Origin of the sequence: Streptomyces antibioticus, assembly GCF_002019855.1 — a bacterium.
GTDB classification, from domain to species: Bacteria; Actinomycetota; Actinomycetes; order Streptomycetales; family Streptomycetaceae; genus Streptomyces; species Streptomyces antibioticus_B.
Genome location: NZ_CM007717.1, coordinates 6,361,365 through 6,378,279, shown reverse-complemented (window position 1 = coordinate 6,378,279; position 16,915 = coordinate 6,361,365). Strand labels below are relative to the sequence as shown.

Here is a 16,915-nt window from a genome sequence, read left to right as displayed (position 1 = left end):
GGACGTAGGCCGCCTACACCGCCCCCGCTCCCGTCAGCGAACGCACCTCGGTCTCGGCGTGCTTGGCCTCGTCCGCGACCTCGGTGGAGGTGACGGTGCCGAGCCAGCCCGCGAGGAAGCCGAGCGGGATCGAGACCAGGCCGGGGTTCTGGAGCGGGAAGTACTGGATGTCCACGCCGGGGAAGAGCGATTCGGGGCTGCCCGACACCACCGGCGACAGCACGACGAGCAGCAGGGCCGGCACCAGCCCGCCGTACACCGCCCACACGGCGCCCCGGGTCGTGAAGCCGCGCCAGAACAGCGAGTACAGCAGGACCGGCAGATTCGCGGACGCCGCGACCGCGAACGCGAGCCCCACCAGGAAGGCCACGTTGAGATCGCGGGCCAGCAGGCCGAGGGCGATCGCGACGACACCGATCCCGACGGCCGCCGCCCGCGCCACCGCCACCTCACTGCGCGGCTTCGCGCCCCGGCGGCGCAGCGAGGCGTACAGGTCGTGCGCCACCGAGGCCGAGGAGGCGAGGGTGATGCCGGCGACGACCGCGAGGATCGTGGCGAAGGCGACGGCCGCCACGACCGCGAACAGCACCGTGCCTCCGGTGGAGTCGGCGCCGCCGCCCAGGTCCAGGGCGAGCAGCGGCACCGCCGTGTTGCCCGCCGCGTTGGAGCCCCGCACGGCGTCGGTGCCGACGATGGCCGCCGCCCCGAAGCCGAGGACGATCGTCATCAGGTAGAAGCCGCCGATGAGCCCGATCGACCAGACGACGGACCGCCGTGCCGCCCGGGCCGTCGGCACGGTGTAGAAGCGCGACAGGATGTGCGGGAGTCCCGCCGTGCCCAGCACCAGCGCCAGTCCCAGGCTCATGAAGTCGAAACGGGCCGTCCAGTCCCCGCCGTACTTCAGCCCCGGTGCCAGGAACGCCATCCCGTGCCCGCTGCGCTCCGCCGCCGTCAGCAGCAGCCGGTCGAAGTCACCGTGGAAGCGCACCAGGACGAGCACCGTGAGCACGATCGTGCCGGCGAGCAGCAGCACCGCCTTGACGATCTGGATCCATGTGGTGGCCCGCATCCCTCCCAACGACACGTAGATCACCATGAGCGCACCGACCCCGATGACCGCCCATACCTGGGCCGCGGCGCTCGTGTTCCCGAGGAGCAGCGCGACCAGGCTGCCCGCCCCGACCATCTGCGCCACCAGATAGAGAACGGACACGGTGACCGAGGAAGTTCCCGCCGCGATCCGCACGGGCCGCTCCCTCATCCGCGCGGCGACGACGTCGGCGAGCGTGAACCGCCCGCAGTTGCGGACCAGTTCGGCGACGAGGAACAGCACCACCAGCCAGGCCACCAGGAAGCCGACCGAGTACAGCAGCCCGTCGTAGCCGTAGAGGGCGATGAGCCCGGAGATCCCGAGGAAGGAGGCGGCCGACATGTAGTCGCCCGCGATGGCAAAACCATTCTCCATCGGCGAGAACAACCGCCCGCCGGCGTAGAACTCCTCCTCCGAACCGTGCCGGTGCCGGCTCACCCACGTCGTGATCCCCAAGGTGACCGCGACGAAGGCACTGAACAGCAGTAACGCGAGCGTCTGGTGGTCGCCGGTCACAGAACGCCGCCTCTCGCGCCCCGCGTCAACTCCTGTGTGTCCCAGCGCAGTTCCAGCGCGGCACGGTCCCGCCGCAGCCGGGCGTGCCGGGCGTAGGCCCAGGTGAGCAGGAACGTGCTGAGGAACTGTCCGAGCCCCGCGAGCAACGCCACGTTCACCGCGCCGGCCACGGGCCGCGCCATGAATCCCGGCGCCGCCGTCGCGGTCACGACGTACCCGACGTACCAGAGGAAGAACCCGGCGACGGCCGGCCCCACGAACCTCCGGTACCGGCTGCGCACTTCCTGGAAGGCCGCGCTGCGCTGCACCTCCAGGTAGACCTGGGCCGCCGCCACGGCCCCGTCCTCCCGCTCCTTGCGCGCCGCCGGCACCTCGGCCGTCGGCGCCCTTCCGGTGCCCGGCTCGCCCCAGCCCGACGCGAGCGCGTCGTACCACGGGTCTTCGTAGCGCACACCTGTCGGCGCGTCGACGAACGCCGAACCCTGGCTCTGATGGTGGTCGCCCGGTCTCTCGGGACCGTCCCCGTCGCCGTGGGAACGACCGTTGCTTGACTGCATGCCCAAGGATGGACAGAACGGGAAGATCCCCGACTCTTCTTCCCTGCACACTTCACCCCATCAGGTGACCCAACCGACGATTCACCCCGCCGGAGGCCGTACCAACCCCTTTCTGTACGCGTAACGCACCGCCTGCACACGATCCTTGATCCCGATCTTGGCGAACATGTTGTTGATGTGGGTCTTCACCGTCGCCGTGGACACATGCAGCCTCCGTCCGATCTCCTGGTTGCTGAGCCCTTCGGCGATCAGCAGCAGCACCTCCGTCTCCCGTGTGGTCAGTCCGTCCGGCGGTTCCGCCGGGTGCGCCGGCTCGGGCTCGGGCGCCGAAAGCCGCTCCAGCAACCGCCGTTGGACGCTCGGCGACAGCCCCGCGTCCCCGGACAGGACGCTCTGCACGGCCCGCACGATCTCGTCCCCGCCCGCGTCCTTGGTCAGATATCCCCGGGCACCCGCCTTCAACGCCGGGAACAGGGACTCGTCGTCGGCGAACGTCGTGAGCACCACCACGTGCGTCCCGGGGTGCTCGGCCCGGATGCGCCGGGTGGCCTCGACTCCGTCGCAGCGGGGCATGCGCAGGTCCATCAGCACCACGTCCGGGGCGAGTTCGGCGACCAGCTTCACCGCCTCGTCCCCGTCTCCCGCGGCGCCCACGACCTCGACCCCCGGCAGCAGTCCGAGCAGCATCACGATGCCCTCCCGGACGACGGTCTGGTCGTCCGCCACCACGACCCTGGCCGGCCTGTCGTCCGTCTCCCGCGTCATACCGGCACCCTCAGCGTCACCACGAACCCTTCCTCACCCGGTCCCGCGTCGAGCGACCCGCCCAGCAGCTCCGCGCGCTCGCGCATACCCAGCAGACCGTACCGGCCGCCGACCTGCGCGAGTTCGCCCGGCGAGCCCCCCGAGTCCCGTACGTCCAGGGTCACTTCATGGGCTTCGTACGCCAACCGCACACGGACCTTCGCCCCGGGCGCGTGCTTGCGGGCGTTCGTCAGCGCCTCCTGCGCGACCCGCCGCACGGTCTGCGACGCCTCGGCCGGCAGTGGTCTTCGATCGCCCTCGACGGTGATCTCCGTTCCATCGGCCTGACGCACGAGGCCGGTCAGGAACTCCTCCAGCGGGGTCAGCTCGCCTCTGAGCGCGGAGAGCGCCTGCCGGGTCTCGTCCAGCCCGTCACGGGCCATTCCGCGTGCCGCCACCACCCGTTCGAGGATCTGCTCCCGGTCCGCGCCCCGCTCGATCAGCAGCCGGGCGGCCTCCAGGTGCACGAGCTGCGCCGAGAGACTGTGGGCCAGCACATCGTGGATCTCCCGGGCGATACGGGCTCGCTCGGCCAGCGCCGCCGACTCCGCCTCGGCCGCTCTGGCCGCCCGTTCCTGCGCGAGCAGCCGCTGGGCACTGCCGCGCGCCTCGGCGTCCAGTCGCAGCGCGTAACCGGCGAGGGCCATGCCCCCGATGATGACGGCGGTGGTCGGCCAGGCGTCCCCGTCGGCCAGGGCGAAGGCGGCGAACGCGACCGTGGCCATGGGCAGACCGGCCGCGATCGGAAGTCTCTCCAGCGCGGCGATGGCGCACCCGCACCACAGGACGACGGCCGGTGAACGGAGGCCCACCGCCTGAAGGGCGGCCGCGAGCCCCAGCAGCAGGGCGTTGAGTCCGAGGGAGGGCCACAGCCGGTGCTGGAGCGTGGTCCGGAAAAACGCCCAGGCCAGCCCGCCGGCCACCAGCACCCCGACGCCCCCGGCGACGGCGGCCCCTCCGTGGATCCGGCTGTCGTGGAAGGCGCTCCACAGCAGCGCACCGAGCACCAGCAGCCGTACGGCCCAGGCCAGCAGCCGTCTGGGGCCCGAGATCCCCTGGCGGCCCAGCGCCTCGCGCGAGGGCCAGCGTGTCCACACGTTCTCCGTCACACGGGCTCCTTCCACGCGGCCCGGGGCAGGCGGTCACGGTACGCCGGACCGTGCGCGGAAGCCCCGTGCAGCTCGCTCGCCCGCCAGATCAGGATCCCGGAGCGGACCAGCAGGGTGGAGGCGAGGGCCAGGAGCAGGGCGGAGCTGTTCCGGTGGACGCCCACCAGCGCGCCCAGGCCGAAGAGACCCACGCGCAGGCCGATGCCGGTGATCCAGACGATCACGCTCGCCTTGGTGCTCTTGCTCCACACCGCGCCGTCCGGCTCCACCCAAATGCGGGTGGTCCAGGCCCAGCCGGCTCCCAAGGCCACGCCCACGATCAGCTCGGCCCCGAGCACCAGGGCCGAGGCGAGGTGATGGTGGGCGTCGAGAAGACCGGGCTCGCGCAGGGCCACGACGGCCAGGACACCGGGCAGGACCCACCACCGCCGGTCCGTGTCCACACGGCTCGCACGGAACTGCCGCACGATCACCAGCACGGCCACGGCCGCGATCAACAGCACGTCGACAAGCCCGGACATCACAGCCTCCGTCAGCGGGAAGGGGAAGCCGACAGCGAGTGCTGCCGACGCCTTCGACGCTACGGAATCCCGCAGGCCGGGAGATCGGAGCCAGGGTGGATCACGGGTGGAACTCGACCGGCCTGTTCCCTCCACCCACGGGTGGAGAGCCGGGCTCGTGCGCCCCGGCACCGGTCAGCCGTCGGGCCCGGCCCGGGCACAGACCTCGTGTCCGGCCCAGGCCCCACCTCTCACGGCCGAGCGCAGCGGCTACGCGTCGATGCGCGACCGGTCCAGCGTCGCCGCCGAACTGGAGATGAACTCCTTCCGAGGGGCCACGTCGTTACCCATGAGCAGATCGAACACCTGCTCGGCCGCTTCGAGGTCGGACAGGTTGATCCGTCGCAGGGTGCGATGGCGCGGGTCCATCGTCGTCTCGGCGAGCTGGTCGGCGTCCATCTCACCGAGGCCCTTGTAGCGCTGGATGGAGTCCTTGTACCGGACGCCCTTGGTCTGGAACTCCATGAGCTTGTCGCGCAGCTCGCGGTCCGAGTACGTGTAGACGTACTTGTCCTGACCCCGCTTCGGCTGGACCAGCTCGATGCGGTGCAGCGGCGGCACCGCGGCGAACACCCGGCCGGCCTCGACCATGGGCCGCATGTAGCGCTGGAACAGGGTCAGCAGCAGGCACCGGATGTGGGAGCCGTCCACATCGGCGTCGGTCATCATGATGATCTTGCCGTAGCGGGCGGCGTCGATGTCGAAGGTGCGCCCGGAGCCGGCCCCTATGACCTGGATGATCGCCCCGCACTCGGCGTTCTTCAGCATGTCGGTGACGGACGACTTCTGGACGTTGAGGATCTTGCCGCGGATCGGCAGCAGCGCCTGGAACTCGGAGTTCCGGGCGAGCTTCGCCGTACCGAGCGCGGAGTCGCCCTCGACGATGAACAGTTCACTGCGGTCGACGTCGTCACTGCGGCAGTCGGCGAGCTTGGCGGGCAGGGAGGAGGACTCCAGGGCCGTCTTGCGACGCTGCGCGTCCTTGTGCTGGCGGGCGGCGATACGTGTGCGTGCCGCGGCGACCGCCTTCTCCATGACGACCCGCGCCTGGGCCGCGGCGTCCCGCTTGGTGGACGTCAGGAACGCCTTGAGCTCCTTGGAGATCACGGAGTTCACGATGCGGCGGGCCGCCGAGGTGCCGAGGACCTCCTTGGTCTGGCCCTCGAACTGCGGCTCGGCCAGCCGGACGGTGACGACGGCGGTCAGGCCCTCCAGGGCGTCGTCCTTGACGATGTCGTCCTCGGCGACGCGCAGGAGCTTCTTGGCGCGCAGCACCTCGTTCATGGTGCCGGCGACGGCCGTCTCGAAGCCGGCCACGTGGGTGCCGCCCTTGGGGGTGGCGATGATGTTCACGAAGGACTTCAGGGTCGTGTCGTACCCCGTGCCCCAGCGCATCGCGACATCGACCTCGAGCTCCCGGGTGACCTGGGTGGGGGTCATCTGGCCGTGCTCGTCGAGGACCGGGACGGTCTCCCGGAAGGTGCCCTGTCCGGTGAAACGGAGGACGTCGCAGACAGCCTTGTCGGTGGCCAGGTACTCGCAGAACTCGCTGATGCCGCCGTCGAAGCGGAACGACTCCTCGCCCTTGCTGCCGCCGTCGCCCAAGCCGTACTCGTCGCGGACGACGATGGTCAGGCCCGGCACCAGGAAGGCAGTCTGGCGGGCGCGCTGGTGGAGGTTCTCCAGCGAGAGCTTGGCGTCCTTGAGGAAGATCTGCCGGTCGGCCCAGTACCGCACGCGCGTGCCGGTGCGGGCCCTGGCGATCTTCTTGGCCTTGCGCAGGCCGCTCCCGGATTCGAACTTGGCGTCGGGTCCGTCGGCGCCGAAGGCCCCGGGGACACCGCGGCGGAAGCTGATCGCGTGCGTGTGGCCACTGCGGTCCACCTCGACGTCGAGCCGGGCGGACAGGGCGTTCACGACGGAGGCGCCGACGCCGTGCAGACCGCCGGAGGCGGCGTAGGAGCCGCCGCCGAACTTGCCGCCGGCGTGCAGCTTGGTCATCACGACCTCGACACCGGAGAGTCCGGTCTTGGGCTCGACGTCGACCGGGATGCCCCGGCCGTTGTCCCGCACCTCGACCGAGGCGTCGTCGTGCAGGATCACCTCGATGTGGTCGCAGTAGCCCCCGAGGGCCTCGTCGACCGAGTTGTCGATGATCTCCCACAGGCAGTGCATCAGACCGCGGCTGTCGGTCGATCCGATGTACATGCCCGGACGCTTCCGCACGGCCTCGAGCCCCTCGAGGACGAGCAGGTGCCGCGCGGTGTAGTTGGAACCGTCCCGGTCTGCTCCTGCGAGCAGAGCTGTGGACGGCACGGACGTTTCGGCGGTCACGCGGTTCGCTCCTCGCTGAATTTCAGGTGGGGCCCTTCTGGGTAAGGGCACGGCGTCATTCGCCGCCAAGAGGGTACCGATGCCTGGTAGAGCCGTTGTCACGCCACCCTCGTGTGAGACTCACCCTAGTCCAGGGTCGCATGCGTGTTCGATCCCTCAATGGGGTGAAGTACATATCACGTTCCCTTCGAGGCATGAACCATTTAGGCTCCGGGCACGTCCTCATGAACAAACCGGCAACCCAGCCGGAAGGACCGGACCATGACCGACAGCGCGAAACCGTAAGACACAAAGACACGCAATACGGCACATTCGCCGCCAAACCGGCAGCAGACGGCCACCTCGAAGATTTTTTTCGAGGAGAAGCCACGAGCGGGAACGTTTTGGGGCTGGTTGGATGTTGACCCTGGTACGACAGCTCGTCGAGCTAGAGAAGAGGCGACGTGACTACTGTTCTGACCCCCGCGAGCCCGCTGACGGCCGCTGACCGCTGCGACCGCTGCGGCGCCCAGGCGTACGTGCGCGTCGTCCTGCTCAGCGGCGGAGAACTGCTCTTCTGCGCCCACCACGGCCGCAAGTTCGAGCCGGAGCTCAAGAAGATCGCCGCTGAAATACAGGACGAGACGGAGCGGCTGACGACCGTTCCTGCATCCGCCTCCGAAGAAGAGCGCTGATCCCTCGCGTCCACGACGAGCGAAAACCGGCACAGGCCGGTGCGTGGCGGCGGCCCCTGGAAACAGGGGCCGCCGCCCGTTTTTCTACCGCGAAACGACCTCCCCGCCCCAGGACGGAGAAGCACCCGGCTCCCGTCAGGGCATCGTGGCGGCGCCTGAAGGGGCCGCGAGGGCGCCCGGAGGTGTGGCGCGGAGCCCGAGTACCCGTACGACGTCCGAGACGCGCGTATAGACGCCTGGGCTCCCCGCGCGGCCGCAGCCGCTGCCCCACGACACCAGGCCGATGAGCCGGCCCTGGGCGACCAGCGGTCCGCCGCTGTCCCCCTGGCAGGCGTCGCGGCCGCCCTGCGGCTCACCGGCGCACACCATGCTCGACGCCAGGTAGGTGCCGTCGGCCGAGGCCGGATAGGCCCGCTCGCAGCGCTCGTCGTCCAGCACATGCACCTGGGCCGCCCGCAGACTGTGGGCGTAGGCGCCGAACCCGGTGGTGTCCCCCCATCCGTAGACGACGGCCTCGGTACCGGGCGCGTACGCGGGATCACCCTCGGCGGCCAGCGCGATGGCCGCCGTCCGCGGCAGAGATTCGGCAAGCGTCAGTACGGCGAAGTCGCCGGCGTTGCTCGCACTGTCGTAGCCGGGATTCACCCAAGTGCCGCTCACGCGGATCTCCCGGCCCTGGTCCGTGTACAGATCCGTGCGCTCCGCGATGACCTTCAGGTCACGCACCTGGTCCGGCGGCGCCCCGAGGGCGTCCAGGCTCAGGCAGTGGGCGGCCGTGAGCACGGTGGTCGGACCCACCACCACCCCGCCGCAGAACTGCCCCGATCGCGTACCTCCGAACCGGTCACGGCTGGACAACGCGACCGTCCACGGGCTGTGCGCGACATCGACGGGAAAGCCGCCCACGACGACGCCGTCGGAGGCTGCCGGGGCGGCCGACAGCAACGGTATGGCGGCCGCCGCGGCCGCGAGGATCAACGGCCGGGCCAGCGCCCGGACCAGGGGACGTCGCATGCACGCTCCTCACCTGAAGTGATCGATGAACACCCAGAGTGATCCAGTCGGCGACGCCCCGCACCCGCGCGCTCACGCCGAAGGCCCGGCCTCCCCTGGGGGGGAGCCGGGCCTTCGGCGTCGTACGGCGGTGACGCGGTCGTACGGCAGTGACCTAGTCGAGGTAGTCGCGGAGCACCTGCGAACGCGACGGGTGGCGCAGCTTCGACATGGTCTTGGACTCGATCTGGCGGATCCGCTCACGCGTGACGCCGTACACCTTGCCGATCTCGTCGAGGGTCTTGGGCTGACCGTCGGTGAGACCGAACCGCATGGAGACGACGCCGGCCTCGCGCTCGGAGAGCGTGTCGAGGACGGAGTGGAGCTGTTCCTGGAGGAGCGTGAAGCTGACCGCGTCGGCGGGCACGACGGCCTCGGAGTCCTCGATGAGGTCACCGAACTCGCTGTCGCCGTCCTCGCCCAGCGGGGTGTGCAGGGAGATGGGCTCGCGGCCGTACTTCTGGACCTCGATGACCTTCTCGGGGGTCATGTCGAGTTCCTTGGCCAGCTCCTCCGGGGTGGGCTCGCGGCCCAGGTCCTGGAGCATCTGGCGCTGCACGCGCGCGAGCTTGTTGATGACCTCGACCATGTGCACCGGGATACGGATGGTGCGGGCCTGGTCGGCCATGGCGCGGGTGATCGCCTGACGGATCCACCAGGTGGCGTACGTGGAGAACTTGTAGCCCTTGGTGTAGTCGAACTTCTCGACCGCGCGGATCAGACCGAGGTTGCCCTCCTGGATGAGGTCCAGGAAGAGCATGCCGCGGCCGGTGTAGCGCTTGGCCAGGGAGACCACCAGACGGAGGTTGGCCTCCAGGAGGTGGTTCTTGGCGCGGCGCCCGTCCTCGGCGATGATCTCCAGCTCGCGCTTGAGCTTGGGGGCGAGCTTGTCGGCGTTGGCCAGCTTGTCCTCGGCGAACAGACCGGCCTCGATGCGCTTGGCGAGCTCGACCTCCTGCTCGGCGTTGAGCAGCGGGACCTTGCCGATCTGCTTGAGGTAGTCCTTGACCGGGTCGGCCGTGGCGCCGGCGGCGGCGACCTGCTGGGCCGGCGCGTCGTCCTCGTCCTCGTCGGACAGGACGAAGCCGGCGTTCTCGGTGCCCTCGGGCTCGTCGCCCTTGGGGGCCGCCTCTTCGAGGACTTCTTCCTCGACCAGCTCGGCGTCGTCCTTCTTGGCGGCGGTCTTCTTGGCCGCCGTCTTCTTCGCGGGGGCGGTGGTCTTCTTCGCGGCCGCCTTCTTGGCGGTCGTCGTCTTCTTGGCGGCCGCCTTCTTGGCGGGGGCGGTCTCTTCGTCTGTGACGTCGTCCGCAGCGGAGGCGACCGGGGCGGCCGAGGTGGTGGCGGTGGCCTTCCTCGTGGTCACCGTCTTCGCCGCCACGGTCTTGGTGGCGGTGCGCTTGGCCGGACTCTTCGCTGCGACGCTCTTTCGGGTGCGCTTGGGCTCCGCGGCACTGACCATCAGCGTCACACCCTCTTCCTCGAGGATCTGGTTGAGGCTGCGCAGTACGTTCTTCCACTGAGTGGCCGGAATCTGGTCAGCTTCGAAGGCCCGACGCACATCGTCGCCGGCGATCTGCCCCTCAGCCTTTCCCCGCTCAATGAGCGCCATGACAGAGACGGACTCGGCGATCTCCGGCGGGAGCGTACGGGATGTGCTGGCCGACACGAACAACCTCTCGGAACGTTGGAAAACGGCTTCCGGCCCCGTCCACGACGGACAGGAGCCGACCACCGACCTGGGGATGGGCCGACGGTGCGGGCGGGGGCCGGGAAGATTCACAGCGCCGTGACCGGCGTCCGTATTCCCTCCTCGACTGTCACCTCTTAGGTCATCGCGTTGTTTCCATGAGCGTTACGCCCAATCTTCGTGGCCCGAGTCACACCCCGTAAGCGATCAAAAGCGGTCAGGCCATGACAAAGAAGGTCACCTGTGGCACCCGTGCGCGTTCTGCGCCTCTCGCGGCGGCCTTCCTCGCACGTCATCAGCCCCTGATTGTTGTGCGCCGGCGCATGCGCGTCGCACGCCCCACATCTGCCGTGCGCCCCATGCCCGCCAGGCGCCCCCGCCTGTCACGCACCGGACCCCGCAGCCCCGGGGACGGGTTCCGCGGGGTCCGAAGGGGGCGGGCAAGCCGGCCGGGGATGACGCAGGAGGGGGAGGGCACCCCCGGGCCGTGCCGCCCAGTGGTGCGCGGTCAGTGCTCGCGCGGCGCCGGTACGACGCGCTCCACCTCGGGGTGCACGGTGAGGAGCTGCCGCATCGCCGCCTCGGCCGCACCGCCGTCGGCCGCGGCCAGGGCGTCCACGATCCTGCCGTGGTGCGCCAGGGACACCTCGGTCGGCCGGTCGCAGCCGGTGACCGGACCGCCGGAGACCTGAAGGGCCGCCGACACGATCCCGGAGAGGTGTTCCAGCATGCGGTTTCCCGAGACCTGGATGAGCAGCGCGTGGAACTCGGTGTCGGCCCGGGAGTACGTGAGCGCGTCCCCCTGCGCCATCGCGTGCCCCATGATCTCGACCATGTCACCGAGCCGCTGCTGCACATCGTCCCGGCCGTGCCCGGCGGCGAGACGGGCGGCGAGCGGTTCGATCGTCCAGCGCAGCTCGCTCAGCTCACGTCGCTGATCGTCCCGCTGCGGACCGAAGGCGCGCCATTCGATGATGTCCGGGTCGAGAAGGTTCCAGTCGCTCACGGGACGCACGCGCGTGCCGACGTTCGGCCGGGCGCTGACCAGGCCCTTGGCCTCCAGCACGCGAAGCGACTCGCGGACGACGGTGCGGGAGACCTCGAAACGCTGGCCGATCTCCTCGGGCACCAGCGGACGGTCGGCGCCCAGGTCACCCGAAACGATCATCTGTCCGAGCTGTTGGACGAGCTGGCCGTGCAGCCCGCGACCGCGGCTGCCCGCGGTGCGCCGGCCCACGCGGCCCAGCTCGGGATCCGCGCCTTCCCAGACGGGAACGCCGACGCGGTCGACGGCGGGCGCGTCGGCGAAGGGGTAGCGGTCGAGTTCGCCCGGGCCGGCCAGACCGGAGTCGGCGGAGCGGGCGGCGGTCATCATGGTGTGCGCAAGGGTACTCACGGATCCTTTGTCGGCGTCGCCTCCAACTCCCTTGAGGTCTTTGGTGAAAAGCACACGAAAGGGTGATCGCTCACCCCGTCGCAATTGACGCCTTATCGGAAAGAAATGGGCTTTCTCCGGGGAGTTGTGCACATGCCCGGACCATATGGTTGCGGACAGTCGTCATCGGACCCTGCTGCGCAGGGTCGTGAACAGATACGCGCAGAGCAGCGTGGTCAGCGACAACGCCAGCGCCCAGCCCACGGGTTGAGCGACGAGGCGCACCGCGGCGGACAGATACCGCTCCCCGCCGAAGGGCCACTGCACCAACAGCACTTCGCGCAGGCGCACCGAAAGTCCCGCCGCAGTCCGCACTGATGTGTTCCCGGCGGCCGCCTGTACGAGGGGTACGACGGCCACCGGTACGGCGAGCCCCGCCGCCAGTCCTGCCGTGGTGGAGCGGAAGACACCCGCGGCCAGGACGCCGGCCCACGCACAGCCGACGACCAGTCCGAACCAACTGGCGGTCAACGCAAGCCAGTCCCCCGGAACCTTCGCGAACTCCCGACCGTAGAGCAGGTAGAGCACTTCGGCGTTGCAGCCCATCGTGAGGAAAGCCAGCAGCAGCGCGGTGAACGCGGCGACGACGAGCTTGGCGGTGAGCATGCCCAGCCTCCGGGGCACGGTCCCGCGGTCCGCGGCCAGCGCGGGGTGACGGAACTCGTCCCCGAAGGCCAGCGCTCCCAGCAGCCCCGCCCCGAGCGCCGCGGGCGGCAGCGGCAACTGCGCGGGCCACGCGGCCAGCAGCCGCGCCTGCGGGGTGTGCCCCACGCGCGCGAGGAGTACGGCGGTGAGGGCGGACACGACCAGGACGGCGGCCCCGGTCAGGAAGCCCGTGCTGATGCCCGCGGCACGGCGGAGTTCGTAGCGAAGTGGGCGGAGCGGGCTGGGGGCGGAGCGGACGGAGATGGGGGGCGGGAGGGCGGAGAGGGCGTCGGCGGCGCGGGGGGAGGGGAGAGGGGGTGACTGGGCGGGGGCGGGAGGCGGGGTGGTGTCGGGGCGCTCAACCTCGGCCTCAGAGCCGACCTCAGTTTCGGCTTCGGCTTCGGCTTCGGCAGGGTTGTCGAACGAGTCGTCGGTGTCGGTATCGGTGTCCGACTCCGTGCAGTCCGCCGTAGCGGATGCCTCGACGCGAGCCCCCGCCCCCACCACGCCCACGGCAGCCATCACGACGGCATTGCTCCCCATGTCGCCTGTCTCATCGGCAAGTTGGTGGATGAGGATGCCGTGGCGGAACGCCGCCTCTCCCACGTGTGCGCACGTACTGCCGTACACCGAGAGCCGGTTGCCGTCCTCCTGGACGACCTCGACGGAGCAGTGCGCGGTTCGGGCCTCCTTGGTGAGCAGAGCGGCGAGGCGGGCGGCGTGCGGGCTGCGGACGGCCACGCGGGGGCGCAGCCGGGTGCGGGCGAAGTCGGCGGCGTCCTGGTCCGCGACGAGCCTGCCCTCCTTCAGGGTGACGACCTGGTCAGCCGTGCGCGCGGCTTCCTTGGGGTCGGTGGTGGTCGTCAGGACCGTGCCTCCCTGGTCCGCGTGGGCCCGCAGCATGCCGTGCAGCCAACGGTTTTCGCGCGACGAGAGTCCGTCCGCCGGGGCGTCGAGAACGAGCGTGTGCGGATCCGCGAGCAGGGCGCAGGCCAGTCCGAGGCGTCGGTCCATGCCGCGGGAGAGGGTGCCGAGGCGTTCGTCGCGGAGGCTGACCAGGCCGACGACCTCCAGGACTTCGTCGGCTCGTCTGACCGGAACTCCGGTGGCCGCGCACAGCATCCGCAGATGGCCGCGGACGGTGCGGGACGGGTGTCCGGGTACGTCGCCCAGGAGAACGCCGACTTCTCGGGAGGGGTGGGCGATGCGGTGCAGGGGGCGGCCTCTGAAGTAGGTGAGACCGCGCCCCTGTTGGAGTTCGAGCATGAGTCTCAGCACCGTGGTCTTGCCCGCGCCGGGCGCGCCGAGCAGTACGGTGACGCGGCCCGCGCGTGCCTCGAAGGAGACGTCGTCGACGGCGGGCGGAAGCGCCTTGCGGGGGTTGCTGGTCAGTCCGACGGCCTGGATCACCCGAAGCAAGATAGCGCGTTATGTCCGATTTTCCCGGTCACCGCACGGCCGACGAGGCTGGCGTGATCCTCAACGGCCGCGGCGGCCCCGGCTCACACCTCGGGCCGCAGCATCGGCGGGTTGAGGAGGGTCGCGCCACCGGCACGGAAGAGTTGGGCGGGCCGGCCGCCCTGACGTGTGGTGGTGCCGCCGGTCGGGACCAGGAAGCCCGGGGTCCCCGTCACCTTGCGATGGAAGTTGCGCGGGTCCAGCGCCACGCCCCACACCGCTTCGTAGACGCGGCGCAGCTCGCCGACCGTGAACTCGGAGGGGCAGAACGCGGTCGCCAGGGACGAGTACTCGATCTTGGAGCGGGCGCGCTCCACACCGTCCGCGAGGATCTGGGCGTGATCGAAGGCCAGGGGGGCGACGGGTTCGCTGTCACGGCCGTACCCGCCCTGCTGAAGCAGTTCCTCGACCGGCGCCCAGCGCGCGTTGCTGACGTCGCCGCCGGCCCGTGGCGCGGGGAGGTCCGGGGCGAGCGCGAGGTGGGCGACGCTGACGACACGCATCCGGGGGTCGCGCTTGGGGTCGCCGTAGGTGGCGAGTTGTTCCAGGTGAGCGCCGTTGTCCTGGGACGGGGCGGCGGGATCGTGGGCGCGCAGTCCCGTCTCCTCGGCCAGTTCACGCGCCGCGGCCTGGGAGAGGTCCTCGTCCTCCCGTACGAAGCCGCCGGGCAGCGCCCACCGCCCCTGGAAGGGCGACTCACCCCTGCGTACCGCCAGCGCACACAGCGCATGACGACGCACGGTCAGCACGACCAGGTCCACGGTGACGGCGAAGGGCGGAAAGGCTGACGGGTCGTAGGGCATGCGGCGATCATAGTCGTCTTCCTGACGATAAACACTCCCTTCGCCGGACGCTTCAATGGCCGATCGACACCGGTTCGGCCGGGCTGGAACCGTTCTGCCCGGCTCCTTCCCGCCAGGGGTCGCCGTCTGAGATCACACGAGGTCGGACCTGGTCACGCTCCCAATTGCAGCCCGTCGGACGCCTCCTCGACCATGGCGAGTCCGAGCCGGCTGACGCGGACCGAGAAGGGGGCACCTGCGACGCGCAGGCCCGTGAGGACGATCTCGCCCAGGGGAGCGCTGGGCAGCGGGCGAAGGGTGACCGTGCCGGCCGGGGCATCGGGCCGGACACCGGCCGGCACGGTCAGCAGCAGCACCCCGGCGGCCGCGGCGGTGGCGGCGGGCCGGCAGGCCGCCGGGTGCGGCAGAGGAACGCCTGCCTCGCCTCGCTGCTCCCCCGCATACATCTCGGGGAGGCGGTGGTCGAACGCCTCGGCCGCCGCCAGCAGGCCGCGCAGCAGCGCACCGGCCTCCTTCTCGTGACCGGCGGCGGCCATGCCCGCCACGGCGATCGCCGTCTCGTGCACGCGTACGGCACCGTTGCGGTGGCCGAAGGGGTTGTGGCCGGCTTCGTCGGCAGCCAGGCCGCGCAGTCCCCAGCCGGAGTCCATGACAGGGCTGGCGAGGAGGCGGACCAGTTGGCCGGTGCGCACCTTGTCGAGCAGTCCCGGGGCCATTTCGCCACCGCCCAGCAGACCGGTGTCGAGCAGGTGGGCCGTGGTGGCGCAGAGCTGGGGCACCGGCCGCCCGTCCGAGGTGAGAGCGGCCATGGGCCGGCCGCCACCTGGATCGTCGGTCCAGAAGTCCTGCCGGAACGCGGCCCGCAGGGCCAACGCCCACTCCCGCAACTGACCGCCGCCCGGTCTGCCGTACGCGTCGAGAAGATCGGCTCCGAGCAGTGCCGCGCGGTGGGCGTGGGCCTGCGTCTCGCAGCGGACCGGTCCACCCGGCTGCGGATCGCGCAGATAGGGGCGGTCTCCGACGGTGGCGAGCAGCCAGGACAGGCATCGCTCGGCCGCCGGAAGCAACTCCTTCGTGTCCTGCTCGGGCAGGCCCCATCGGCGGGCCTCGGCCAGCAGGACGGGGAAGAGCAGGGTGGCCTCCGTCCCCGTGCAGCTCGGCGGCAGATGCGCGCCCGCGTCCCGGCGTGGGCCGGGGATCATGCCGGTCCTCGGTCCCTCCCCCGTGATCTGGCTGCGGGCGAGGACGCGCAGTGTTCCCGCGGCCAGTCGAGTGCCGAGCGGCAGTGCCATCCGGGCTGCGGCGAGCGCCTCGGCGGGGGCCAGGCCGCAGCGCCACGGCGCGCCCGCCGCGAGATGCGTGTCCGACGGGTGAGCCGGGTCGCGCACCAGCAGGGCCTGGAGATCCTCGACGCTCGTGGCGAGGAGTGGCTCGACGCGTGGATCGTCGCCCGTCGCTCGCGCGGGAGCTACGGGGCTCGTGGCGGCCCGGCCGGCGGGCCGGACGGGGCCCGCGCCCTCCAGGCGGGCCTTCAGCTCCACGGAGACGCTGCCGCCGGGAGGTACGTCGAAGTCCCAGCGCAGCAGTCCCGCGGAGGCGAGTGCGTCGGCGGGCGGCGGAGTGGCCGTGACGCACGACGCCCCGTGGGCGCCGGACCAGCGCAGGCCCGAGTCGTGGACGCTGGCGGGCAGTTCGGGACCGACGGTGCCCGACGCGATCGCCCCGAGGTCGGCCAGGTCCGTGCCGAGGGCCACCTCGACCGGGAGCCGCAGGGGCCGGGTGGCGGCACTCCGCAAGGTGATCCGCTCGGTGCCGTCCGCGGACCGGGTCCGCTCGATGACGACGTCCGGGTCCGGGCCGCCGTGCGGTGTGACGCGCAGGGTGCCGATGAAACGAGCCCGGTCGGCGGACGTCATCCTGGCCTGGACGACCAGTGGTTCCCGTCCGGCCACCCGCACCTGGCAGCGAGCCAGGACGCGTCGGCCCGCTCGGTAGATCCCCTCCAGCCCCTGCCCGGTGAGTTGGCCTTGGTCCGTGGAGACGGCCAGGCCCGGCAGGGCGACGCAGATCATCGCCGTGTGGGCGGGCGGCAGACCGGCGGAGCGCTGCGCCGGTGCCGGTGCCGCCGGGCGACGCGTGGCGCTCAGAGACACCGTGGTGTTGAGAGACGGCCCCGGCACCCCGGCAGTT

The 16,915-nt window shown here is 71.0% G+C and carries 13 protein-coding genes; 1 reads left to right on the top strand and 12 read right to left on the bottom strand.

The features are described from left to right. Positions 1-13: 13 nt before the first annotated feature. From AFM16_RS28950 to AFM16_RS28925, 6 genes are all read right to left on the bottom strand, one after another. Complete coding sequence (locus AFM16_RS28950) at positions 14-1,606, bottom strand: monocarboxylic acid transporter (RefSeq protein ID WP_030790012.1); 1,593 nt, start codon at positions 1,604-1,606, stop codon at positions 14-16. Beyond that, a complete protein-coding gene (locus AFM16_RS28945; protein WP_078635169.1) occupies positions 1,603-2,163 on the bottom strand; it encodes a DUF485 domain-containing protein in 561 nt (186 codons plus the stop codon). Before AFM16_RS28945 ends, AFM16_RS28950 begins: the two co-directional genes overlap by 4 nt. A gap of 81 nt (positions 2,164-2,244) precedes the next feature. Then, positions 2,245-2,928, bottom strand: a complete 684-nt coding sequence (locus AFM16_RS28940; protein ID WP_078635167.1) for a response regulator transcription factor — start codon at positions 2,926-2,928, stop codon at positions 2,245-2,247. After that, on the bottom strand, positions 2,925-4,076 hold the full coding sequence (locus AFM16_RS28935) for a sensor histidine kinase (RefSeq protein WP_078635165.1): 1,152 nt from the start codon (positions 4,074-4,076) through the stop codon (positions 2,925-2,927). The genes AFM16_RS28940 and AFM16_RS28935 overlap by 4 nt, the downstream gene beginning before the upstream one ends. Next, entirely contained in the window at positions 4,073-4,597 is a 525-nt protein-coding gene (locus AFM16_RS28930; protein ID WP_078635163.1) for a CcdC protein domain-containing protein, read from the bottom strand. The genes AFM16_RS28935 and AFM16_RS28930 overlap by 4 nt, the downstream gene beginning before the upstream one ends. Positions 4,598-4,846: 249 nt before the next feature. After that, positions 4,847-6,970: a DNA gyrase/topoisomerase IV subunit B gene (locus AFM16_RS28925; protein WP_030790023.1), complete on the bottom strand. Its 2,124-nt coding sequence runs from the start codon at positions 6,968-6,970 to the stop codon at positions 4,847-4,849. Between the two features lie 443 nt (positions 6,971-7,413). Here AFM16_RS28925 and AFM16_RS28920 point away from each other — a divergent pair, with 443 nt between their 5' ends. Then, positions 7,414-7,644 carry a DUF7455 domain-containing protein gene (locus AFM16_RS28920; protein WP_030790025.1) on the top strand — a complete coding sequence of 77 codons (231 nt, stop codon included), beginning with the start codon at positions 7,414-7,416 and terminating at the stop codon, positions 7,642-7,644. 135 nt (positions 7,645-7,779) lie between these two features. On the opposite strand, the gene AFM16_RS28915 is transcribed toward AFM16_RS28920, so the two are convergent. The 6 genes from AFM16_RS28915 to AFM16_RS28890 all read right to left on the bottom strand — a co-directional run bounded on the left by AFM16_RS28915 (position 7,780) and on the right by AFM16_RS28890 (position 16,797). After that, positions 7,780-8,658 carry a serine protease gene (locus tag AFM16_RS28915; RefSeq protein ID WP_078635161.1) on the bottom strand — a complete coding sequence of 293 codons (879 nt, stop codon included), beginning with the start codon at positions 8,656-8,658 and terminating at the stop codon, positions 7,780-7,782. Between the two features lie 154 nt (positions 8,659-8,812). Next, positions 8,813-10,363 carry an RNA polymerase sigma factor gene (locus AFM16_RS28910; protein WP_030790032.1) on the bottom strand — a complete coding sequence of 517 codons (1,551 nt, stop codon included), beginning with the start codon at positions 10,361-10,363 and terminating at the stop codon, positions 8,813-8,815. A gap of 529 nt (positions 10,364-10,892) precedes the next feature. After that, on the bottom strand, positions 10,893-11,780 hold the full coding sequence (locus AFM16_RS28905) for a FadR/GntR family transcriptional regulator (protein ID WP_078635159.1): 888 nt from the start codon (positions 11,778-11,780) through the stop codon (positions 10,893-10,895). Between the two features lie 162 nt (positions 11,781-11,942). Further along, entirely contained in the window at positions 11,943-13,874 is a 1,932-nt protein-coding gene (locus AFM16_RS28900) for an ABC transporter ATP-binding protein (protein WP_078635157.1), read from the bottom strand. Positions 13,875-13,966: 92 nt separating this feature from the next. Next, positions 13,967-14,725, bottom strand: a complete 759-nt coding sequence (locus AFM16_RS28895; protein WP_078635155.1) for an NUDIX hydrolase — start codon at positions 14,723-14,725, stop codon at positions 13,967-13,969. 152 nt (positions 14,726-14,877) lie between these two features. After that, positions 14,878-16,797, bottom strand: a complete 1,920-nt coding sequence (locus AFM16_RS28890; protein ID WP_078635153.1) for a glycogen debranching N-terminal domain-containing protein — start codon at positions 16,795-16,797, stop codon at positions 14,878-14,880. Positions 16,798-16,915: the final 118 nt, after the last annotated feature.

Bases quoted from the DNA above. Each gene is read 5' to 3' on its own strand.
- AFM16_RS28945 (WP_078635169.1), bottom strand. From the start codon at position 2,163: ATGCAGTCAAGCAACGGTCGTTCCCACGGCGACGGGGACGGTCCCGAG.
- AFM16_RS28940 (WP_078635167.1), bottom strand. From the start codon at position 2,928: ATGACGCGGGAGACGGACGACAGGCCGGCCAGGGTCGTGGTGGCGGAC.
- AFM16_RS28930 (WP_078635163.1), bottom strand. From the start codon at position 4,597: ATGTCCGGGCTTGTCGACGTGCTGTTGATCGCGGCCGTGGCCGTGCTG.
- AFM16_RS28915 (WP_078635161.1), bottom strand. From the start codon at position 8,658: ATGCGACGTCCCCTGGTCCGGGCGCTGGCCCGGCCGTTGATCCTCGCG.
- AFM16_RS28895 (WP_078635155.1), bottom strand. From the start codon at position 14,725: ATGCCCTACGACCCGTCAGCCTTTCCGCCCTTCGCCGTCACCGTGGAC.
- AFM16_RS28890 (WP_078635153.1), bottom strand. From the start codon at position 16,797: ATGATCTGCGTCGCCCTGCCGGGCCTGGCCGTCTCCACGGACCAAGGC.